Raw genomic sequence first — 14,438 nt, forward strand, 5'->3', positions numbered from 1 at the left:
GCAATAAATAGTAAACTCAAATATCGTGCAAGAAAGACAGCATTAATAAAGCAGCAAAAACAATCAATGCAATTTTATTTTTTCTGATATAAACATTAATCCATTCTAAATCCATGCCACACAGCGCATTCTTAACTGGGGCTGGTTCAAGCCAACGAGAGCGGGGTAACTTAACGCGTTTTCCGCTCAACAACTTTGATATTATCGTCACTCTAAAACCGAATCCCCAAAAACCTAACCCTTCCCAAAGCGTATAATCATCACTCCGAAGTAGTTGCTGCTGCTTTAATAATTCATAGACCTTAACTATCTGAGGGGAGTGTTTTCTATAATCAGCATAAAATGTCACCACAATAGCAATCAAAATAATGGACAGTAAAATGACGAAAATAGAGTAAGCATTTTCGAAGCTCACATGAACATCCTCTGTAAATTAAATGATTACGCTTATCACTAACCAATCCTTCTCACTGAGTTCCTTCACCCGTTGCACCTGGAACAACAACGCCAGCATTTAAAATGCTCTATTCTTATTCATTCTGTCTAATCCGTCGTTGACCACCGGTTTCTTCCTGTAATTCAAAACGTGCGGCATATCGGATGGCGCCATTTTTGTCTTTAGCTTTTAGTACAACATCGTATTCTCCGGCCAGCCAGGTAATTTCACGCCATTGATGACAAGCTCCGGGATTTAGCAAAACTACGGGTGTGTTAAAGCCAGGCGATGAGATCGCTTTCCACTGTTCACCTTCTTGTTTCATCACCGTTGGCGGATAAACGGTGATCGGATACGTAAGTCCAGAATCCTGAGGAAAACAAAAGCACGGTGCATTATTTTCTATCGAGACCGTCAGGCGTTGATACTGCGCAGGATGCGATATGCAGGCACTACATAGACACGTTATCGCTATTGCACTTAGCGCTCTCTTCATAACCCACTCCGCCTGTGTGCAAAATCCTGGCAACGATGACTTACACAAACGTTTAATCGTTATTTTTACGATAATGGCCGGGGAGTAATCCCCGGCCACATATACGCAGATTACGCTTCTTTGTTCTCTTTGATATTCCAGCCAGCACTGCTTTCAGCACCTTTACCACCCGCAGTGGTCTGCTCCCAGTACTGCTGTTTCACTTTCGCAGCCTGGAATGCATAGGTCACGCCAACGGTATCGCCGTTGTCTGCGCCGGTGTACTGAACCGCAGTTACCAGCACATCTTCCAGCGTGATACGGGTGTATTCAACCTGCTGACCACCCGCTTTACAGACAGACAGTTCAACTTTGGTCAGGTGCTTACCGCTCGCACAATGTTTCAGAATTGCTGTAGTGGATTTGTCGATGAGTGCATTCACGTGCAGATCGTTAAAGTTAACTTTACCTGCACCGCCGCCGCCGCCGACACTCATATTTCCCGGCTGGGACGCGCCCCAGGAGAAAGAGGTAATATCAGTCCAGCCGGTGTGGTTAGAATCTTTAGATTCGCCCGTAACACCCTCGACCTTCAGGAACATATCAATAGCCATAATATCTACTCTTCGTGGATTAACATTATTGCTTTCGAAAAAGCACTTATATGGCAAACAGGAAAGCATGGGGCTGAATAAAACCGTCCATATTTTACCTCTGCCTCTAATCTGACGAAATCATATTCGCTCAGAATATCCAGAGTGGCAGCGATTGCAACCACCCTAAATGATACTCAGCCATTCATGACGGTGACTAAGTGCTAGACAACCAACCTTTGCATCATCTAGAATAATTTCAATTACATTTGAACAAGAAAGGGTTAGTGAATGAAAAAGATTGCCTTATTAATATTAACAGTCGTGCTTTTCATTATTGTAATTTTCACTATTGTCGATATTTTCCAGTCAGCATGGTATGTCATTACTCTTGAGACATTTACTGCAATGTCTGCTGGACTTCTTTTTGGAAAAATCGTTTTTCTAATCCTAATCCTTTTTGGCCTTCGTTTCTCACTGAAATGCTGGCGCACGTCAAAACTTTGACTTCATTTTTTCAGCAAGATAATAAATAGCGATAGATAGTGCTATCACAGAGATTAACAGAAGTGCATTTATCGCTATTTTTAGAATACTTTCCCCCCAGTTAAACACAAAAATATAATAGCCTAACGACGTAAAAAAAAGCATAAACGAAACAAGCAAAAGGAAATAGACAAAAATATATCTAACTAATTTCTCAAACACGAGAAACTCCTGTTAAAAACCGGCTAAATATCTCTTTATCTATAGCGCCATGGCTTTGTTGAAAATTTATCGCCTCAATAAAAGGTTTAACGTTATCCTCAACCAGAAAATATAACAAATCCAAATCACCTGCACCGCGCAATTCATTATAAACATCCTTGTTTAATTTTAGCAGTTCATAGGATGTATACACTGAGCGTGAAATCGAAGCACCAACACTCAGCACCCCTGTAATACCTGCAGAGACAAGAAATCGCGGGACAATTTTAGAGACAAACAACGTAATTAACTCGTTGACAAAAATCATTTTAAAGGCAATTCCCCCCACTTGTGCCCCACCTACTTTAAGGAGGAGTTCCCTGGATTGTTCTTCAGACAATCCAGACAAATAACGTTTTATCACCGTGTTTATTAAGTGGCGCACGTCTTCTGAGGTCAACCCTTTTTTGATAAGCGTCAGGAGTCTGATTTTATCGGTTTCATTTCGCCATCGATTATCTGAATCCAGAAAATCTTTAGTTAACATCCATAGATCTTCTGGAATTGACATAAAACCGCTAACCGCGCCGCGGGCAAATATTTCTGGATTGCTCTGTTTACGCGCATCAAAAATCTTCAACATGCCATCAGCAATTTCTTTTGGTGAACTTGTTCCCAATGTAGAGCCTCCCGGATATTAATGAATTTTAGTGGTCATACTTTTGAATTACTGTGGATTATCCTGGCTCCAGGTTTTATTTTGGTCACTGATGATTACCTGAGAGGTTAATTTATCCAGATCATCACTATGATAAAGACGTAAACAATTTAACGTTACGCCCTGCGCCGCAGGTTTTTTCTCGGAATGAAAGGCATTGGTAACATCTTTATATTTGTCGATGAGGGCATTGATTTTGTCATTGCCATTTTCAACATCGAATGGCACCCACTCAAGGAGAGCATTTGCGCTACGCGCCGCGTCGGAGGAAAACCGACTCTGTTTATCTGCTACCTGAGCAAAACATCGCGCGAGAACGAAGTCTTTTATGACCTGGCGGTAAGTCTGCTGATGATAAAAATCCGGATAGTTATTGCCGCTATTAGCCGCAAAACTTGTAAAAATCAGAAACAGGCAACTCCATTTAAAAATAACAATGGGAATCATGTTAATTCCCAGAACCATATTTCCCGACAATAAGGAAAGCAATCAGAGTTACAAATAAACGAATGACTACTTAGCGGCTCTATAAGATCGATATGTCCACCACCGTAACCATCAATCTTATTGAAGAAAACGACGCCCTTTCTTCCAAACATTGATCGCGCGCCCGCCTGACGGTCAGTATAAACCTCAGCCTTTCCAAACACATGTGATTTATACAACTGGTCAGCCAGCAATTTTGCACCCGCCTCAATTGTCTTGCCTTTATACGGACCTGACTTTACAGGTAACCGTCCTGTAAAATCGATATTACATTTCAATAATGCAAGACTCATTCTGACCGCACATGTATTTTCGTAAGCGGGTTGCTGTTTAATTATCGTGGAGTAATCGTAACCAATTTCTGAAAAAAGCTGTTCTGCGGATGTAAATCCCGTACGAGTCTGGTTTGAAGAGTAATGCTGGCGTTTCAATTGCTCATATAACGGTCTCATTTATTATTCTTCCAATTGCAGGGCCGCAACTCTTTCATACCGTCAGTGATGACTTTAGAAGCACGCTGTTCACCCTCCTGCTTTGACAGTCTGGCAAAACGCGCATAAAGATATTCATGGAGGGTATTGGGAAGAAATGGCTTACCCTTGCACCACGCAATGCCTTCTGATGCATCAACCACACCCAGAAGATACATATCAGCCTTAATACGCTCGCGCTCGTTAGTTTTTGAAAGCCATGCTTTCGCAAAACGTTCAGCACTTAAGTTCAAATCAAAACCGGTTAATAACGCGGGATCTCGGAGAAAATTAGACGTGTCATCCTGAGGCAACGCATCAGCACGCGGATAAGAATAGGTTTCGCTATCAGCTATCGCCAGAGTAGAGGCTGCCAGCAAACTGGCTGCGATTAAAAGGTTACTTATCATCGTATGTCCTTATTTACTGGCGATAACATCTACCAGATAGATTACCGGCCCCGCAGAGCCGGTAATGTTTATCACGCGTCCTGCGTCTTCAGCGACGGCAGTTTAGAAACCAGACGCAGCGAAACGGTCAGGCCTTCCAGCTGATAATGCGGGCGCAGGAAGAACTTCGCGGCGTAGTAGCCCGGATTGTCTTCGATTTCCTGAACCTGCACTTCCGCCGCCGCCAGCGGTTTACGGGACTTCGTCTCCTGAGAGGAGTTGGCCGGGTCGCCGTCCACATAGTTCATCACCCAATCATTCAGCCAGCGTTCCATCTCTTCGCGCTCGCGGAAGGAGCCGATTTTGTCGCGCACGATGCACTTCAGGTAGTGCGCAAAACGGCAGCAGGCGAACAGATAGGGCAGACGTGACGCCAGACGGGCGTTGGCGGTGGCATCCGGATCGTGGTACTCCGCCGGTTTTTGCAGTGACTGCGCGCCAATAAACGCCGCAAAGTCGGAGTTTTTACGATGAATCAGCGGCATAAAACCGTTTTTCGCCAGCTCCGCTTCACGACGGTCGCTGATGGCTATTTCGGTCGGACATTTCATGTCCACGCCGCCATCATCGCTTGGGAAGGTGTGACACGGCAGATTTTCGACTGCCCCGCCCGACTCCACGCCGCGAATCGAGGTACACCAGCCGTACTCTTTGAAGGAGCGGTTGATGTTGGTTGCCATGGCGTAGGCAGCGTTTGCCCATGAGTAGTTGTTGTGGTTGGCGCCGTCGGTTTGCTCTTCAAAATCAAAGCTGTCGACCGGGTTAGTTCGAATGCCATACGGCAGACGAGACAGGAAACGCGGCATCACCAGTCCCAGATAGCGGGCATCTTCCGATTCACGCAGCGAACGCCAGGCGGCATATTCGGTGTTCTGGAAGATTTTGGTCAGATCGCGCGGGTTGGCCAGCTCCTGCCAGGACTCCATCTGCATTACGCCGGGTGCAGTACCGGTAATGAACGGACAGTGCGCCGCAGAACCGATACGCGCCATTTCCCCCAGCAACTCAACATCCTGCGGGCTATGGTCGAAATAGTAGTCGCCGACGATGCAGCCAAACGGCTCACCACCAAACTGACCGTACTCTTGTTCGTAGATTTTTTTGAAGATTGGGCTCTGGTCCCAGCCCACGCCTTTGTAACGCTTCAGGGTTCGGCCCAGTTCCTGTTTCGAAATGCTCATAAAGCGGATCTTCAGCATCTCGTCGGTTTCCGTGTTGTTGACCAGATAGCTCAGGCCGCGCCACGCGCTTTCCAGCGTCTGAAACTCGTCATGGTGAATAATCTGATTCACCTGCTGTGAGAGCTGCTCATCAATACCGGCGATCAAATTTTGAATGGTGCGGTAGGTGTCGTTTGAGAAGGTGACGGTATTTTCCAGCGCCTGCTGCGCCAGGGTTTTAACCGCGCTTTCCACCGCCGAACGCGCCTGATCGGTCTTGGGGCGAAACTCTTTGTTCAGCAGCGCGCTGAATTCGTCCTGGCTGAACGCCTGATCGGCCTGCAGCGCTTGTTGTTGAGTCGGGTTGCTCATCGATTATTCCTCGCTACCTTTCGCACTATCGTCATTTTTCGGCAACTGGCTCAGGGATTTGAGCAGCGTCGGGTCCTGCAGAATTTTAGCGATCAGCTCTTCCGCGCCGTTTTTACCGTCCATATAGGTCAACAGGTTGGAGAGCTGAGTACGCGCCTCCAGCAATTTGTTCAACGGTTCAACTTTGCGGGCTACCGCATCCGGCAGAAAATCATCCATGCTGTCGAAGGTCAGATCGACGTTGAGCTTACCTTCGCCGGTCAGCGTGTTATCCACGTGGAACGCCACGCGCGGCTTCAGCGCTTTCATGCGCTCGTCGAAGTTATCGATATCGATTTCAAGGAATTTACGCTCGTCGACCGCAGGCAGGCTTTCAACCGGTTTGCCCACCAGATCGGCCATGACGCCCATCACAAACGGCAGCTGAATTTTACGTTCTGCACCGTAGATCTCTACGTCGTACTCGATCTGCACACGGGGGGCACGGTTACGTGCGATAAATTTCTGCCCACTGTTACTCATTGCCATGTTGTTCTCCGTCAAAGATGCGCGGTGAAGGTGAAACGACAGACGCCATGCCTGTCGTCATAATGCCTGGACGCATCATTCACGGCGTCCAAAAATGTTTTCCAGTTGATTAACACCGTCCGGCGCCAGATCCCGAATAATGTCCATAAAGTTGAGTTCAGACAGCCGCTGCACCCGTTCAATCATCAACGGTGCGGGGTGCGTCGGTTCATATTGCGCAAAATACTGCTTCGCTTTCTCCAGCATCAGTTGCGCGTCTGCGCGGCTGGTGACCTGCACGCTGCGCCAGTCCGTCATCTGCTGTACGGGCACAGCCCCGGCGGTCGGCGGCATTGCACGTTGTTGACCCGACGCCTCAGCGCCCGGCAACAGTGTGCTGATATCCGTTACCTGACAGGCGCTGGCCACCAGCCCCACGGTTTTCAGCAACTGTTCCATTTCCGGTACGCCGCTCTCCCCGAGGTGCCCGACCAGCACATCGCGAATGGCCAGCAAGCGTTCGTTAATCAAGGAAACCGCCTCGGTACCGGGCTGGCCGCCGCGCGCCAATTCATCAATCAGTCTTGGACGACCGCCGGGATAATCCGGGCATTCGGTTTTACTGCCATCGAGTAGCGCCTGGGCATCGCGCAGCGAAAGGTCGTCGCCGTTTGAGCGCAATAGCGAGGCATTACGCAGCGCGAAAGTGAGTTCAGATTTATCACCCAGCCCCGCGAGGGCGTTAATACGGTAGAACGGATCGGTTTCGCCATACTCTTCCAGCCGCGGATACAGCGGTTCCCAGTAGCGGGAAAGCGCCTGCTGCACCAGCAACAGCCCGTCTGCGTATCCCGAGAGCCCCCGACGCCGTGTCCAGGCGTGAGTGAGCGCCAGCATGACGCGCAGATCTTTAGTGCGCCCCAGCAGACGGGTGGCGAGCTTTTCCACCGTATTCCAGTCGGCAGGTTCCGCGGGAATAATGGTGTCGCCGAACTGCTGTTCGGTTTTGCCCTGACTTGCCTGCCCCATGGCCTGGAAGTCGGCGTCGTACTCAAGGTTTTCGCCGCAGGGGTGTTCGTGGCTTATCGGCGCGAGAATGTCATCAATATTCATGGAGTCCCTGCTTATTCAAACATCGGCGGATAGAGGCCGTGGCGACCTGGCCGGGCGCCGCCTGCCGGATCAAACAGCAGCGTAAAAAGCTGCCCGGTAAAGTTTCCGCTGTGAACGTGGGTGTAAAGCGGGTAGCCATCACAGCGATTGGTCCACCAGAAGCTGGCCTGGCGCTGCGGCTCAAAGCATTCTGCCGCCTGCGGCCACCCCAGCGAGATCGGGTCGTCTTCGGCATAACCAATCACGTCCAGGATGTCGGAACGCATCTGCGGTTCAACGGGTTGCGGTGGCGCAATACTCATCAACGCCTCATCCAGTTGCGCGGCGGAATAACCGTTGCGCACCGCGTGCAATACCACGCGGCCAAGCTGCTGATACCAGCTTTCGGCCTGACCCAACAGACGCGGCGACCACTCGGCAGGCGTAAAGCTAAGCTGGGCGCAGACCGGATACTGCCGCCCTACGCTGTCTCGTGCGGGCAGCAGACAACCCATCTGGATCATCTGGCTACCCAGCATCGGCGGCACGACAAAATTCCACACCGGGGCTTTGGCGAACTGACGCTCGCCGCTGCGCTGCGCTTCCTGTTGCCAGGCCAGCAGGCCGACCTGAAACCAGTGAGACCACTGGCGTTGCAACGCGTCAGGAAAACGACGCTGCAAAAAATCACCGGCGCTGGGTAATTTGCCATACCAGCTGTAGAGGTTCATCGCAGGGGGATTCGTCATACGGCTGTCCTTGCGGTTATGGGCATGAGAAACGGGGAAGCTGGAACGGATTACGAATACTGTTAGGCGCAAACTCCAGCGTGACCTGATAGCCGTCCACGGTGAAAGTGGCCTGACGACTCAGGCTACCCGCGCCAGGGCTGGTGCGCGCTTTATCAAAAAAGCGGTTCAGCGCCCAGGCGCCGTTGGTCACCAGTGTTGCGGTGCTGCCATTCGCCAGCCCTAACTGCATACGCACCTGGTTTGTGCCGCCTGGCCCCGGCCAGTTCATTACCTGCACCGCCTGTGGCCCGTGGCTGTAGCGCAATTGCTGCCCGTCCACGTCCAGCGTCAGGTTCAGAATGCGGTTGTCCATCTGCACAGTGCGCACCGTCACCTTGAAAGAAGGCGTGGTCGCGCCGTTGGCGAAAAATGCATCCCGGATCGATTGCGCCTGCTGGAACGGGCGCAGCAACCCTTCACTCCCCGGCAGGGTTTTGCCATCGATGCCCGGCATAAAGCGCCAGTTCGCCTGAGTGGTATCCACCTTGTTGGTCAGATTGTCGCGGAAAAAGGTGTCCATCAGCCCGGTCCCCGGCGCGAACATGCGGGCGAGATCGTCAGGCGTGACCTCGGTGCTGGCACTGCGAACCAGCGGGTAACGACCGGCAATCGCCTGGCGACAGAAACCGCCGACTTCAACGTTAATCCGCTTGCGGACGTTTTCCAGGTCACGACGCTGGGTATCACTGCTGGCGCCCACGGCCATATTGCTAAACATGGTTTGCAGCCCGCCAGGCAGACGACCGGCGCTGGCCTGCAGGCGGCTGATCGCGTCGCCACCCGGTGCTGGCATGCCGCTGTTGGCGGCGTCCTGGACGGCGGTCAGGTAGCGGTAAAGCTCATCCACCTGCTTGAGAAAATCATCAAAGACGAGCGTTTTACCGCCCTTCTCCAGCGGCTGCGCCAGCTCAATCATCGGTGCATAGTGCTCGGTAACCCGTTGTTCCGGGGTTTGTATCATGACCGCGCGCTGTGTTGGCATCGGGTCATTGTTGCTAAACAGCGCCTCCAGGGTGCGGGTCGCCCGGTTGCCTTCCGCCGGAGCTTTCCCGGCCTCGTCAGGCGCTGGCGCATTCTGCGCCAGATCCAGCACCTGACTCAGGTTCTGAACCAGACGGCGCAGCGGCGAGTTAGCCCCGGAGAGCAGACGTGCCGTATTGATACGCGAAGAGAGATCGGCGCTGTTATTGAGCTGAATGTCGGCAAGGAAGCGATCCCAGGTCGCGATAAAATCACGCATGTAGAGCTGACGTACGGCGTTATCGATCTGCGATTTGTCTTCCTGTGATGATGTCGCCCCCAGTACCCAGGCGTCATCTTCGTGTAGAGCCGTGGTCACGTTGTCTATCTGACCGTTAAAGCTTTTCCAGTAGCCATCCGGGGTGTAGAGGCCCGGTACGCCTTCACTCACCGGTTTGCCGCTTTTACGTGAAAAGACCAGTTCGCTTTGCGGGCCGCCCAGGTCCGCCAGCGAAACCGGCTGCAGATTTTCATCATGCTCAAGCAGACGTTTCAGGCGACCATAAACGCGGGTGGAGAGCGGCTGTTGGTTGATCAGTGCCCGCTCGCGCGCCACCAGCGTCTCGTCCTGCGCATACGGCGAAGACTGAATTTGCGGTTCCAGTAACTGCGTCAGATGCCATTTAAGCTGCTGAAGCTGCGCCTGCGTGACATTTTGCGGCAAATTGCGTTGTAAATTTAGCATCACCCACGAGTGCAGAAACTTGCCGTCGTAATGCTTCGGTTGATAGAGCATCTGATACGCCTTCAGCGCTTCGTAGCTGTATTCCACGTCACTGCCGTTATCGTTACGCAGCCAGGTGGTGATGTGCATCGCCACGGCAGGCAGCAGCATCTGATCCAGCGCTTTCTGATACAGAGACTGCGAGGCGTCGCTGACGTCATCGCCGCGATACAGCCCCATACGGCGGGTCACCGGAGGATCGCTGATGTCAAACGCGTCGCTTTTTGGCAGATCCACCAGATCGTTGAGCAACGGCAGGAGGGCAAACAGATCGCGCTGTGGCTGCTGTTGCAACGCTTTGCTCTGCTGTTCCAGGCGAGGCACCCTGGCATCCACCTCTTCCAGATACGCTTTGTTCCGGTTAAAGCTGAACAGCCACAGCCCGCTGAGGATAACCAACAGGGCGAGGAGTGCCGCATAACCAGACCAGATAACGGCACGATTGCGCAGTTCCCACCAGCGGTTTTCCCCGGCAATCCCCGCTTCCTGGAAAATGACGTTTTGCAGCAGGTTTTTAATAAAGAAACTCTGGCCTTTCGCGCCCGGGATCGGTGACGCCTTGCTGACGGAATCCCAGCGCTCGCTTTCCTCGCCTTCCGGCAACGAGAGCGCGCGATTCAGTTCGCCCATTACGCGGTCGAACGGCATCCCCTCCTGAGTCCCGCTGGCGAAGTAGATCCCGCGCGGTGAGAACTCTGTTTCAAAATTAGAACGGGCGAAGACCGTACTCAGATAATCCGCCAGCAGCGGTCGCAGCGCGGCGAACTCCTGCGGGAAGAGATACGCGTCGGCGCGGGTTTTCGCATCGTGCTCCTTCAGCATGGTTTCCGGCAGACCCGCATCCATGCGCTGTTGCAGAAGCGAAAACTCCCGGTTGAAGCTGCCCATCAGATCAAAGTCGGCGTGTTTAGTCTGCTCCCAGGGAAGCGTAAAACCCCAGATTTGATCGCGCTGCGCTTTGTCGTAATCCGCAAACCAGGCGCGAAAGCCTTTGAGCAGGTCAGCCTTGGTCACCATCACATAAACCGGGAAGCGAATGCCCAGTTGCTCATGCAGTTCACCAAGACGCTGGCGCAGATTCACCGCCTGCTGACGGGACGCCTCGGCGGATTGGGTCAGAAGATCAGAAATACTGATGGTGATAATGACGCCGTTAATCGGCTGGCGGCGGCGGTATTTACGCAGCAACGCGATGAACTCCAGCCATTCGCCAGCGTCCTGCGCCTGTTCACTCTCTTGTGTGGTGTAGCGCCCGGCGGTGTCCAGCAGCACCGCCTCGTTGGTAAACCACCAGTCGCAATTACGGGTGCCGCCAATGCCCCGCAGCGCGGTTTTACCGAAGCGATCCGCCAGCGGGAATTGCAGCCCGGAATTGGCCAGCGCTGTCGTTTTACCAGAGCCAGGCGCGCCGATGATGACGTACCACGGCAACTGATAGAGATATTGCGTGCTGAAGCGCTGCGACCACGGCGCGCGGTTACCCGCTTTGCTGAAGTGCGCTTTTTTCAGCATCTGCGCCGCTTCGTCGAAACGCCCTGCGAGGATCTGCTCCTCGCTGTTCAGCCGCTTCTGGGGATCCGCCGCTTCCGGGCTGGTGGTATTCTCATTGAGCTTGTCCATCAACTTGCGGTTTAGCCAGGCGTTATACAAACGCGGCAGGATGTGGCTCTGGGCCCAGATCAGGTAGACCACCGCGATGCTGATGATGCGGTTCTGTTCCGATTCGAGCGGTCGGGTATCCACAATGGAGAGCAGCGGGCCAATCATCCAGATCACCGCAGCGAGCGCCGTTACGCCCAGCAGGCTCCACAGCACGCGGTTGGTGAGAATGGAAAGAAGAGTTGTCAGCATCCTTAGTTTCCTTGCGGCAATCCGTTCAGCTCAGCCTGAGTGTTTTCAGGCGACACCAGCAGAGTAATTTCCACACGGCGGTTACGGGCGCGGTTTTCTGGCGTGTTGTTTGGCGCGACGGGATTGATCTCGCCCCGCCCTTGCGCTTTCACACGTTCAGGTTGCGAGAGTCTTTCCTGCAGTTGTTTTTGTACTGAGCGTGCGCGTTCCAGCGAAAGCTCATAGTTGGAGGCAAAGCGCGCGCTGCGAATCGGCAGGTTGTCGCTGTATCCCACCACCAGAATTTTGCCGCTGACGTTATTCATCGCCTGGGCGATGCGGTCGATGACCGGTTCATAGCGGTCACGCACCACCGTGGAGGCGGAGGCGAACAGACCATCACCTTTCAGGATCACCACGCTGCGATCCGCTTCATCCTTCACCACCACCAACCCGGCATCAATTTCAGGCTTCAGGAAACCGCGCAGGTTCAGCACCGCTGGCCGCTGTTGCGCCGGATGTTGAATCGTGGTTTCCGGCAGTTGAGACTGGTAGATCTTCGCCAGCACCGGATGGGTGCTGTCACCGAGACGCCAGTTAAGAACGATATAGAACAGGCAGGCGATAAAACCGACCAGCGCCACGCAGGCCCACAGCGGTACCATCGGGCGCCAGAGTTTGCGCAGCACCGGGCTATCTTCCGGATGCGGAGAGAGCGCGGGCGGATAGCTGCCACGCACGCCACGGATCATTTGCCACAGCCTCTGCTTGATGGTTTCTAGCTGGGTTCGACCGTTGTCCAGCACCCGATAGCGCCCCTCGAAACCGAGCAACAGACAGTAGTTGATCATCTCCAGCAACAGGAGATGTTCGCGCGGGTTCTGCGACAAACGCGCCAACAACTGGAAGAACTTCTCCCCGCCCCAGGTTTCGTTATGAAAGGTCACCAGCAGTCCGCTGCTGGACCAGACACCGCTGCTGCCCCAGGGGGTGAGCGCGGCAGCTTCGTCCAGCGCCGTGCACAGGCAGTAACGTGCGCCGACGATCACTTCATACGGCAATCCGGCCTGCTGGCAGCGCACTTCAAAGCGGCGGATTTCGTCGATTAAGCGCTGGCGTAACGCCAGTTGATCATCGTGGGAGACCGAATGACGGATTTGCGCAATCGCATTGAGCAGCGGATTGGCCGCTGCCACCAGCGGGTTATTTCCACTCGCGGTGGTAAACACGGCATCACTGCCGGGTTCCTGTCGTTCCTGCATATTTTGCGCTCGCTTGATTATTCTGTCGGGCTACGGATGGCCCAAAACTCCATATCGAGTCCCGGGAACTCCCCCGCAAGATGCAGGGCGAACGCGCCGGACTTCGCCATCTCGTTCCACAGTTCTCCCCCCTTTTCCAGCTCGAAGTAGCTGTAGCCAGCGTGCCAGGGGATCTGCGGCGGCGCGACCGGCATCGCGCGCAGCATAATGCCCGGCAACTGAAGCTGGACCAGATCGCGGATTTTAGAGACGGGCGCCACTTTCATTTGCGCAGGGAAATGGGTTTGCAACTGCTCGCCCGGCACGTTGGCTTTCACGGCCAGCACGAAACCGAACTCACGCACCATGCTCGTTTCCGGTACGGTGGCAATATTCAGGCCGTGGGAACGTTCGTTGAGCGGCAACTGAATCGCATGGTCTTCCATCACCAGCGACAGCCCCTGACGCAGCAGCAGCATCAGCTTGCTAAAGCAGCCCGCCAGGTCGTCATGATCGTAGACGGGCAGTACGTTTTCTGCGGTACGCTGCGCCGTCCAGGTGGCGAGTTCGGTGGCAAACGGCAGCCAGCTACGCCAGAGCGTTTCCGGGTGAATCAGCGGCAGCGTTTTGAAATGCGACACCTCGCCCAGATGGCGATTCACCAGCGAAAGCAGCGTAAATTCAATCAGTTCAGACGTGTTAAAACGCCCAGGCTGGCGCAAGCGCCCCCCTATCTGTTGGCTGCGCTGAACCAGTAAACCGTGGAGATCGTTAATCGTGCTGTAAAGCTGCGGGCTGTTGTTGGCATTCAGCATCGGCGGAATATAGGTGTTATCCAGCCGCACGTGATTGTCGTTACGCTTCTCGGTGACAAGCGCCACGCCGATGGCGGTCCATTCCGCCGTCAGATCTTTTTCCAGCATCAGCTTCAGACGCAGCCGGCCAAACTGTACCGTGGCGTCGCCTACCGACATCGCGTTATCGTCTTCAACGTCTTGCTCAAAGGTGATAAAACGCGCCAGCGAAGCATGCTCTTCACTGAAGATGACTTCTTCACGCTCACCCCGGCGAACCGGCAATGCCAGCACCACCTTTTCATGGGTGAGGTTGTCGGGGATTTTCAACGGCGGTGGCGCGTTGCGGCCATTACGTACGTGGAAAAAGGTACCGTCGGGAAGTAGCCCACTCGCGTAGCTCAGCGCAATGCATCCCTGACGGAGCATCGCCTCGTCCAGTTCAACATCGAGAAATCCCCACAGATAAGATCGTTGCAGCGCGCCCCATTCACGAACATGGTTGAGCAGATAACTTTCTGTTCGCTGAAAATGGTGTGGACGCAGAAACATCCCTTCGGTCCAGACGACCTTTTCTGCTTTCGTCATGATGA

The 14,438-nt window shown here is 53.3% G+C and carries 15 protein-coding genes; 1 reads left to right on the top strand and 14 read right to left on the bottom strand.

Annotation, left to right across the window (positions count from 1 at the left end; genetic code table 11):
* Nucleotides 1-16 precede the first annotated feature (16 nt).
* The 3 genes from CJP72_RS13810 to CJP72_RS13820 form a co-directional block, all read right to left on the bottom strand.
* On the bottom strand, nucleotides 17-415 hold the full coding sequence (locus CJP72_RS13810; RefSeq protein ID WP_162381939.1) for a hypothetical protein: 399 nt from the start codon (nucleotides 413-415) through the stop codon (nucleotides 17-19).
* Between the two features lie 115 nt (nucleotides 416-530).
* A complete protein-coding gene (locus CJP72_RS13815) occupies nucleotides 531-932 on the bottom strand; it encodes a hypothetical protein (protein WP_162381940.1) in 402 nt (133 codons plus the stop codon).
* 110 nt (nucleotides 933-1,042) lie between these two features.
* Entirely contained in the window at nucleotides 1,043-1,525 is a 483-nt protein-coding gene (locus CJP72_RS13820; RefSeq protein WP_162381941.1) for an Hcp family type VI secretion system effector, read from the bottom strand.
* 270 nt (nucleotides 1,526-1,795) lie between these two features.
* Here CJP72_RS13820 and CJP72_RS13825 point away from each other — a divergent pair, with 270 nt between their 5' ends.
* On the top strand, nucleotides 1,796-2,011 hold the full coding sequence (locus tag CJP72_RS13825) for a hypothetical protein (protein ID WP_162381942.1): 216 nt from the start codon (nucleotides 1,796-1,798) through the stop codon (nucleotides 2,009-2,011).
* A gap of 193 nt (nucleotides 2,012-2,204) precedes the next feature.
* Here CJP72_RS13825 and CJP72_RS13830 read toward each other — a convergent pair whose 3' ends face one another.
* The 11 genes from CJP72_RS13830 to tssK form a co-directional block, all read right to left on the bottom strand.
* The gene (locus CJP72_RS13830) at nucleotides 2,205-2,870 is read right to left on the bottom strand and encodes a hypothetical protein (protein WP_238340074.1); all 666 of its coding nucleotides are present in this window, start codon (nucleotides 2,868-2,870) and stop codon (nucleotides 2,205-2,207) included.
* A 48-nt stretch (nucleotides 2,871-2,918) separates the two neighbouring features.
* Complete coding sequence (locus CJP72_RS13835) at nucleotides 2,919-3,356, bottom strand: T6SS amidase immunity protein Tai4 family protein (protein ID WP_162381943.1); 438 nt, start codon at nucleotides 3,354-3,356, stop codon at nucleotides 2,919-2,921.
* A complete protein-coding gene (locus tag CJP72_RS13840) occupies nucleotides 3,353-3,847 on the bottom strand; it encodes a T6SS effector amidase Tae4 family protein (RefSeq protein WP_162381944.1) in 495 nt (164 codons plus the stop codon). The genes CJP72_RS13835 and CJP72_RS13840 overlap by 4 nt, the downstream gene beginning before the upstream one ends.
* The gene (locus tag CJP72_RS13845) at nucleotides 3,844-4,275 is read right to left on the bottom strand and encodes a Rap1a/Tai family immunity protein (protein WP_162381945.1); all 432 of its coding nucleotides are present in this window, start codon (nucleotides 4,273-4,275) and stop codon (nucleotides 3,844-3,846) included. The genes CJP72_RS13840 and CJP72_RS13845 overlap by 4 nt, the downstream gene beginning before the upstream one ends.
* A gap of 71 nt (nucleotides 4,276-4,346) precedes the next feature.
* Nucleotides 4,347-5,846, bottom strand: coding sequence for a type VI secretion system contractile sheath large subunit (gene tssC / locus CJP72_RS13850; RefSeq protein WP_162381946.1), 1,500 nt, complete (start codon nucleotides 5,844-5,846; stop codon nucleotides 4,347-4,349).
* A gap of 3 nt (nucleotides 5,847-5,849) precedes the next feature.
* Entirely contained in the window at nucleotides 5,850-6,374 is a 525-nt protein-coding gene (gene tssB / locus CJP72_RS13855) for a type VI secretion system contractile sheath small subunit (RefSeq protein ID WP_162381947.1), read from the bottom strand.
* A gap of 75 nt (nucleotides 6,375-6,449) precedes the next feature.
* On the bottom strand, nucleotides 6,450-7,466 hold the full coding sequence (gene tssA / locus CJP72_RS13860) for a type VI secretion system protein TssA (protein WP_162381948.1): 1,017 nt from the start codon (nucleotides 7,464-7,466) through the stop codon (nucleotides 6,450-6,452).
* An 11-nt stretch (nucleotides 7,467-7,477) separates the two neighbouring features.
* Nucleotides 7,478-8,194 carry a type VI secretion system-associated protein TagF gene (gene tagF, locus CJP72_RS13865; protein ID WP_162381949.1) on the bottom strand — a complete coding sequence of 239 codons (717 nt, stop codon included), beginning with the start codon at nucleotides 8,192-8,194 and terminating at the stop codon, nucleotides 7,478-7,480.
* A gap of 16 nt (nucleotides 8,195-8,210) precedes the next feature.
* Nucleotides 8,211-11,831 (bottom strand): type VI secretion system membrane subunit TssM, encoded by a 3,621-nt coding sequence (tssM, locus tag CJP72_RS13870; RefSeq protein ID WP_162381950.1) that lies wholly within the window; start codon nucleotides 11,829-11,831, stop codon nucleotides 8,211-8,213.
* A gap of 2 nt (nucleotides 11,832-11,833) precedes the next feature.
* On the bottom strand, nucleotides 11,834-13,072 hold the full coding sequence (locus CJP72_RS13875; RefSeq protein WP_162381951.1) for a DotU family type VI secretion system protein: 1,239 nt from the start codon (nucleotides 13,070-13,072) through the stop codon (nucleotides 11,834-11,836).
* Nucleotides 13,073-13,089: 17 nt separating this feature from the next.
* Nucleotides 13,090-14,433, bottom strand: coding sequence for a type VI secretion system baseplate subunit TssK (gene tssK / locus CJP72_RS13880; protein WP_162381952.1), 1,344 nt, complete (start codon nucleotides 14,431-14,433; stop codon nucleotides 13,090-13,092).
* Between the last annotated feature and the right edge of the window lie 5 nt (nucleotides 14,434-14,438).

It is taken from the genome of Citrobacter sp. NCU1 (assembly GCF_010231475.1).
Classification (GTDB): domain Bacteria; phylum Pseudomonadota; class Gammaproteobacteria; order Enterobacterales; family Enterobacteriaceae; genus Citrobacter_D.

What these genes read in the sequence shown, in the direction of transcription:
- CJP72_RS13815 (WP_162381940.1), bottom strand. Translation starts at nt 932, where the DNA reads ATGAAGAGAGCGCTAAGTGCAATAGCGATAACGTGTCTATGTAGTGCC.
- CJP72_RS13820 (WP_162381941.1), bottom strand. Translation starts at nt 1,525, where the DNA reads ATGGCTATTGATATGTTCCTGAAGGTCGAGGGTGTTACGGGCGAATCT.
- CJP72_RS13825 (WP_162381942.1), top strand. Translation starts at nt 1,796, where the DNA reads ATGAAAAAGATTGCCTTATTAATATTAACAGTCGTGCTTTTCATTATT.
- CJP72_RS13835 (WP_162381943.1), bottom strand. Translation starts at nt 3,356, where the DNA reads ATGATTCCCATTGTTATTTTTAAATGGAGTTGCCTGTTTCTGATTTTT.
- CJP72_RS13840 (WP_162381944.1), bottom strand. Translation starts at nt 3,847, where the DNA reads ATGAGACCGTTATATGAGCAATTGAAACGCCAGCATTACTCTTCAAAC.
- CJP72_RS13845 (WP_162381945.1), bottom strand. Translation starts at nt 4,275, where the DNA reads ATGATAAGTAACCTTTTAATCGCAGCCAGTTTGCTGGCAGCCTCTACT.
- tssC (WP_162381946.1), bottom strand. Translation starts at nt 5,846, where the DNA reads ATGAGCAACCCGACTCAACAACAAGCGCTGCAGGCCGATCAGGCGTTC.
- tssB (WP_162381947.1), bottom strand. Translation starts at nt 6,374, where the DNA reads ATGGCAATGAGTAACAGTGGGCAGAAATTTATCGCACGTAACCGTGCC.
- tssA (WP_162381948.1), bottom strand. Translation starts at nt 7,466, where the DNA reads ATGAATATTGATGACATTCTCGCGCCGATAAGCCACGAACACCCCTGC.
- tagF (WP_162381949.1), bottom strand. Translation starts at nt 8,194, where the DNA reads ATGACGAATCCCCCTGCGATGAACCTCTACAGCTGGTATGGCAAATTA.
- tssM (WP_162381950.1), bottom strand. Translation starts at nt 11,831, where the DNA reads ATGCTGACAACTCTTCTTTCCATTCTCACCAACCGCGTGCTGTGGAGC.
- CJP72_RS13875 (WP_162381951.1), bottom strand. Translation starts at nt 13,072, where the DNA reads ATGCAGGAACGACAGGAACCCGGCAGTGATGCCGTGTTTACCACCGCG.
- tssK (WP_162381952.1), bottom strand. Translation starts at nt 14,433, where the DNA reads ATGACGAAAGCAGAAAAGGTCGTCTGGACCGAAGGGATGTTTCTGCGT.